Raw genomic sequence first — 6,000 nt, 5'->3', positions numbered from 1 at the left:
CACCTGCTGGTCATTGAGGCGTGGCTTGCGCATGACCGCAGAAGTAATAGCGCCCGTCCTACTTTTCGCACCACTCAGCCTACACACCGCTCCCTTGCTCCCCTGCTAAAATGAGGGGATGGCTCAGATGTCCGGGCGCAAGAGCCTCACGAGTTCCGAAAGACGCTTGGGATCTCCCAACTTCCCCACCCTTACAATGGTGTAGAGGTCGGCGGTGTTGAGGAAGACGACGTGGGAGGGGTACTGCACGCGGTACTCCAATCCAATGGCCTCATGTGCAACCTTGCCAAGAAAAGCGCCCCAGGGCTCCTTGGAGTCTGGCTTACGGCCAGGGAGCGTGGAGGAGGGCGGCTCCGCCTGGGCACCGAGGGTTGTGACGAGCACCAGGAGAAAACCCGCCAGCCTCAAGGTGCTCCTTGTCCTGCTCTTTCGCTCTTTCATGGCCAACATGTACTTCCCGGTGCGGTGTAGGGTTGGGGAGGGGGTCATGAGGGGCTGATAAGGCTGTCAGGACTTCAGGCCGCCGGTAGCTTGTGGCGCGTCTCCACCATGGACGGCGCGGTCCGTCCTCCCGCTCCAGTGTCGGCACCTTGGCAAGGGGGTGGAGGGCGCAGCCGCCCGTCGGTCCAGGGATTGACCTCCACCAGCTCGAGCCGCTCGGCCAGCCCCAGCTCATTCATTTGACCTGCCCGCTACGCTGCATGGCGCGCTGGTAGGCGGGGCGGGCGTGCAACCGCTCAAGATAGGCGACGAGGTTGGGAAAGGATTGAAAGGTTTCCAGGGCACCCGTGGGCCGCGCTGCTTCCAGAACGAAGCACATCTGGATGTCGGCGGCGCTGAAGCTGTTGCCTACCAGGTAGTCCCGCTTCCCCAGCGCTCCCGAGATGTAGCCGAGGTGGTTCTTCACCTCGCTGGAGATGCGAGGCATGAGCGGCGCGCCCGCCTCGCCTGTACGTCCCACATAGAGGTTGAGCATGAGGGGCAGCATGGCCGAGCCCTCGGCGTAGTGCAGCCAATGCACGTAGTCGTCGTACTCGGCCGAGTCCGGTGCGGGCGCGAGCCGCCCCTGGCCATGGCGGCGCACGACGTAATCGATGATGGCTCCGGACTCGGCGAGCACCCGTCCATCGTCCTCGAGGAGCGGAGATTTACCGAGCGGATGGATGGCCTTGAGCTCGGGAGGCGCGAAGCCCGTCTTCGGGTCGCGCGGGTAGATGACGAGCTCGTAGTCGAGCCCCAGCTCCTCCAGGAGCCAGAGGATGCGCTGTGAACGGGAGTTCACGAGGTGGTGCAGTTTGATCACGGGGCGACTCCTTTGTCCGATGTACAGGCACCCCTCCTATACACTCACCTCGAACACAAGAACCTGGAATACAGGAACTGGAGGAGGCGCATCATGTTGGCGGAATCGCTCAAGGGGAAATCGGTCATCGTCACCGGCGGAAGCAAGGGCATCGGCAAGGGGATCGCCCGGGTCTTCGCGCGGCACGGCGCCAAGGTGCTGGTGGTCGCGCGCGATCTCCAGTCGGCCGAGACGACGGCGCGGGAATTCGTCGCGGCCGGTGGCAGCGCCAGCGGCTTTTCCGCCGACGTGACCCGGTTCGAGGACATGGAGAAGATGGCCCAGGTGGCGGCCGAGCGTCATGGCGGAATCGACGTGCTGTGCGCCAATGCCGGCGTCTTTCCGCAGGTGAAGATGGAGGAGATGTCGCCGGAAACCTGGGACGAGGTGATGGCGACCAATCTCAAGGGCACCTTCCTCTCGGTGAAGGCCTGCATCCCCTATCTGAAGAAATCCAGCCAGGGGCGCATCGTCATCACCTCCTCGATTACGGGCCCGGTGACCGGCTTTCCCGGCTGGACCCATTACGGTGCCACCAAGGCCGGGCAACTGGGTTTCATGCGCACCGCCTGCATGGAGCTCGCGAAATACCGCATCACGGTCAATGCCGTCCTGCCCGGCAACATCGTGACCGAGGGCCTCGAGAAACTGGGCCCGGAGTACATGAAGAGCATGGCGGCGGCGGTGCCGCTGGGCACGCTGGGCGAGGTCGAGGATATCGGCCATGCCGCCCTGTTCTTCGCCAGCCGCGAGGCCGGCTACATCACCGGCCAGACGCTCATCGTGGATGGCGGTCAGGTCCTCCCCGAATCGCAGGACGCGCTGGCGCAGATGTAGGGCACGCGAGCCAGGCGGGCACCCGGGCAGCTCCTCGTGCGCTCGGAGAGTGAGAAGCCGATGACTGGCGGGCTCCCTGGGAAGCTCGTTCCCTCGGGGCGAACAGACACTGGACGAACCCTGTAATGCATGTGCAGGGGGAAAAATCCCGCTCCAGTGGGGGTTGAGCCATTCCCAATGCCAGCTCCCACTCTCCGCCGCCCCGCCTCCCTGGCCCGCTCGACCCTCATCCAGATGGGCGTGCGCATTGGCATCCTCATCGCCCTGACCACGCTCGCCAGCTACCTGCACATGTTCCACACGCTGCGCGAGGACGCCATCCAGCAGTTGGCGCGGCATGTGGCGGAGCGCAGTCAGCGCGAGCAGGCCATCTTCATGCTGGCGGAGGACAACCATGCCCTCCTCCGCAAGGCCCTGGACGAGCGCATCCGGGCCTGGAGCCAGCAGGACCCGGATCCGCTCTTCGACAGCCTGTTCACCCAATGGCCGGATGGTACCGTCCGCTCCCGTGCCGAGGGCTTCGACGGGACGCGCATGGCGGGCGTCTTCGTCCCCCCGGGCGTGAAGCTCGATACGCAGCTCCGCCGCCGCATCCTGGCCGCCCACGAGGTCATCACCCAGTACGGGCCCGCCTTCACGGCCCGCTTCACGGATACCTACGTCACCCTGGCGGAGGGACCGGTCATCACGTTCTGGCCCTCGAGACCCGACTGGGCCATGGCGCTCCCGACGGACGACCCGACACTCGAGTACGAGTACTACACCCTCACCACGCCCGAGAAGAACCCGGGGCGGCACACGGCCTGGACCGGCAACTACCTGTATTCCCCCACCCGGAACTGGCTCGTCACGGCGAACACCCCGCTGGACATGGATGGCCGCCATGTCGCGTCGTTCTCCCATGACATCCTGCTGGATGAGCTGTTGGCCCGCTCCATCAATGACCACCTGCCCGGCACCTACAACCTGCTCGTGCGCGATGACGGCCAGCTCATCGCCCATCCCGCGCTGGACATGCGGGGCGCCACCATGGGCTACGACATCCTGGGCTCCGCTCCGCGGCCCGGTGAGCGCCCCCCTCGGCTCGCTTCCGAAGAGGAGCGGGCCCACCTGCGGAGCCTCTTCGAGAAGGTGAGGAACCGCCAGCCCGGCGAAGACATCCTGGAGCTCCCCGAGTATGGCGAGTACATCGCCGTGGCCCGACTGCAGGGGCCGGAGTGGAACTTCGTCACGGTGTTGCCCAAGAGCGTGGTGACCGCATCCGCCTGGAGGTCGGCGCGCTATGTGTTGCTGTTCGGCCTCGCATCACTGCTGCTGGAGCTGGTCATCATGTACCAGGTGCTCCGGAATCAGATCTCCCAACCGCTGCTGACGCTCAACCAGGCCACCCACCGGGTGGAGTCCGGTGACTTCCTGGTGGCGTTGGACACCTCGCGTGAGGACGAGCTGGGGCAGCTGGCGAGATCCTTCCGGAGCATGGCCGACAAGGTCCAGCAGCGGGAGGAACAGCTGCGGCAGGCCAACGAGGGACTGGAGCAACGTGTCGAGGAGCGGACCCGGGAGCTGAAGATGGTCCAGGGGCAGCTGGTGCAGACGGCGCGGCAGGCCGGCATGGCGGAGATCGCCACCAACGTGCTGCACAACGTGGGCAATGTGCTCAACAGCGTCTACACCTCCTCCCAGCTGGCGCGGGACAGGTTGGGCGAGCTGCGGTTGGAGCACGTGAGCAAGGTGGCCACCCTGCTCGGGGAGCGCCAGGCGGACCTCCAGACCTTCCTCACCCAGGACGAGCGCGGGCGCAACGTCATGCCCTTCCTGAACAAGCTGGGACAGAACCTGTTGAAGGAGCGCCAGGAGATCATCACCCTGCTGGAGGATGTGGGCCGGTACACGGAGCACATCGGCGATATCGTCAAGGTGCAGCAGAACCATGCCCGCACACCCCGGCTGAACGAGCCCGTCCACCTGTCGGCACTGGTGGACGACGCGCTGCGCATCAACGCGGCCGCGCTCACCCGTCACCAGGTCAAGGAGGTCCGGCAACTGCGCTTCCTGCCCCCGGTGATGACGGACAAGCACAAGGTGCTGATGATCCTGGTCAATCTCATCAGCAACGCCAAGTACGCCATGGATGGGACGCCGGCGGAGCAGCGCATCCTGACCGTGAAGTTGGAGCTCCCCGTGCCCGACCGCGTCCGCATCGACATCCAGGACAATGGCATGGGCATCTCCCAGGAGCTGCTCACGCGCATCTTCCAGTACGGCTTCACCACCCGGAAGGAGGGGCATGGCTTTGGCCTGCACTCCAGTGCCGTGGCGGCCCAGGAGCTGGGGGGCTCCCTGACGGTCCACAGTGACGGACCCGGGCGTGGCGCCACGTTCACGCTGGAGCTGCCCTATCAGCCCATCGAGGAGGTCAGTGGACGGTGACTCCGGCCGGTGTGCCGCTGTCGAACTGGAGCTCCAGTGACTCCGGGGAGCCCTCCCGCGTGCGCGTCACCTGGCCCGCGGGACCCTCGGCGCGGCGCAGGTTCTGGAGGCACAGCAATCCCTTGCACAGCTCCTGGATGAGCACCATGCCGAGGTAGCGGCCGAGGCAGGTGTGCGGCCCCGCTCCGAAGTGCAGGTAGCTGCTCGTGGGGCGCGTCGTGCGGAACTCCATCGGGGACTCCACCTCCTCGGGGTCGAACATCGCCGAGGAGAGCATGAGCACCACCACCGAGCCCTTCGGAATGACCGTCTCGCGCGGCGAGCCCTGGGCGAGCGCGTACGTCCGCTCGCAATACCGCGGCAGCGCGGGCACCGGAGGTTTGAACCGCATCGCCTCCATCAGATAAGGGCGCAGCGCCGTGTCATCGCCGCTCAGGGCCGCCATGCGCGCCGCCTGCAGCAGCTCGGGCCTGTCCAACAGCACGTCGAGGATGTTCGCGGTGCACGTGGAGACGTTGTCGAGCGTCCCCGTGATGGAGCCCATCATCGCGTTCCGGATCGCCACGTCGTCGAGGTGCGTGGCGCGGACGCGCTGCATCTCCAGCAGCCGGTCGAGCACGCTCTCCTGCCGGGAGAACCTGCGCAACCACCGCCAGCGGCGCCGCCGGGCGATTCTCGCATCGAGCCAGGCCGACAGCTCCGCACTGGCGGCCAGCCCCTCCTGATGGAGCCTCGGGTCCTGGGAGGTATTGACGAAGATGTCCAGGAACAGCGCCCGCGCCTGGCGCATCAGCGTCGTCTCGTCCAGCCCGGAGAGCCCGAAGTACTGGATGGCCCACCGCGTGGGAACGGGGCGGGCCAGTTCCCGGACCACGTCGAGCCGGCCCCGGGGGCGCGCGGTCCGCAGCGCCTCCTCGACACATCGCGCGGTGAAGCTCCTCGTCCCGGGGATGTCCTCGCGGTTCACCGCCAGCCGCAGGATGGAGATGTCGTGCTCGCGTGGCGCTTGCTCCGCGTCGTCCTGCCCGAGGACGAATCCCTTCACCAGGGGATCCATCCGCTTCCGGTAGAGCCGCACCGAGAAGACGTCCTCCCGCTCCAGCACTTCCTTCACGTCCGCGTACCGGGTGACGAACACCTGTCCCGGCATCGGCGTGAAGATCGGCCGCGTGTCCCGCAACTCTCCAAAAAGATCGAGCGGCTTGCGCTCCATCCACGTCGACAACAGATGGGCCCGCTCCCGCGGGTTCCCCACGTCGATGGCCTCGAACTCCTGCAAGAATCCCACGCGCCCTACCCCCCGACGGGCCTGACGGGCTCCGTCGGTTTTACAGGGTGCGCAGGGTTGCTCATGGCAACCACCCGCACGTGTGCGCCATGGCTCCGTCGTC

General features: G+C 66.3%; 6 protein-coding genes. 2 read left to right on the top strand and 4 right to left on the bottom strand.

The features are described 5' to 3' along the window. Window positions 1-123: 123 nt before the first annotated feature. The 3 genes from NR810_RS42595 to NR810_RS42585 all read right to left on the bottom strand — a co-directional run bounded on the left by NR810_RS42595 (window position 124) and on the right by NR810_RS42585 (window position 1,303). Entirely contained in the window at window positions 124-441 is a 318-nt protein-coding gene (locus NR810_RS42595) for a hypothetical protein (RefSeq protein WP_257461124.1), read from the bottom strand. 74 nt (window positions 442-515) lie between these two features. Next, on the bottom strand, window positions 516-680 hold the full coding sequence (locus tag NR810_RS42590) for a hypothetical protein (RefSeq protein ID WP_257461123.1): 165 nt from the start codon (window positions 678-680) through the stop codon (window positions 516-518). Further along, entirely contained in the window at window positions 677-1,303 is a 627-nt protein-coding gene (locus NR810_RS42585) for a glutathione S-transferase family protein (RefSeq protein WP_257461121.1), read from the bottom strand. Before NR810_RS42585 ends, NR810_RS42590 begins: the two co-directional genes overlap by 4 nt. Window positions 1,304-1,396: 93 nt before the next feature. On the opposite strand from NR810_RS42585, the gene fabG reads away from it, so the two are divergent. Then, window positions 1,397-2,179: a 3-oxoacyl-ACP reductase FabG gene (gene fabG, locus NR810_RS42580; RefSeq protein WP_257461120.1), complete on the top strand. Its 783-nt coding sequence runs from the start codon at window positions 1,397-1,399 to the stop codon at window positions 2,177-2,179. A gap of 177 nt (window positions 2,180-2,356) precedes the next feature. Beyond that, the gene (locus NR810_RS42575; RefSeq protein ID WP_257461118.1) at window positions 2,357-4,609 is read left to right on the top strand and encodes a sensor histidine kinase; all 2,253 of its coding nucleotides are present in this window, start codon (window positions 2,357-2,359) and stop codon (window positions 4,607-4,609) included. Here NR810_RS42575 and NR810_RS42570 read toward each other — a convergent pair. Beyond that, the gene (locus NR810_RS42570) at window positions 4,596-5,897 is read right to left on the bottom strand and encodes a cytochrome P450 (RefSeq protein ID WP_257461117.1); all 1,302 of its coding nucleotides are present in this window, start codon (window positions 5,895-5,897) and stop codon (window positions 4,596-4,598) included. The two genes, NR810_RS42575 and NR810_RS42570, sit on opposite strands and share 14 nt — an antisense overlap. Between the last annotated feature and the right edge of the window lie 103 nt (window positions 5,898-6,000).

The organism is Archangium lipolyticum (genome assembly GCF_024623785.1).
GTDB lineage: Bacteria > Myxococcota > Myxococcia > Myxococcales > Myxococcaceae > Archangium > Archangium lipolyticum.
The sequence above is the reverse complement of the archived record's forward strand: the minus strand, read 5'-3'. Positions and strand labels throughout refer to the sequence as shown.

Bases quoted from the DNA above. Each gene is read 5' to 3' on its own strand.
- fabG (WP_257461120.1), top strand. From the start codon at position 1,397: ATGTTGGCGGAATCGCTCAAGGGGAAATCGGTCATCGTCACCGGCGGA.
- NR810_RS42590 (WP_257461123.1), bottom strand. From the start codon at position 680: ATGAATGAGCTGGGGCTGGCCGAGCGGCTCGAGCTGGTGGAGGTCAAT.
- NR810_RS42575 (WP_257461118.1), top strand. From the start codon at position 2,357: ATGCCAGCTCCCACTCTCCGCCGCCCCGCCTCCCTGGCCCGCTCGACC.
- NR810_RS42595 (WP_257461124.1), bottom strand. From the start codon at position 441: ATGAAAGAGCGAAAGAGCAGGACAAGGAGCACCTTGAGGCTGGCGGGT.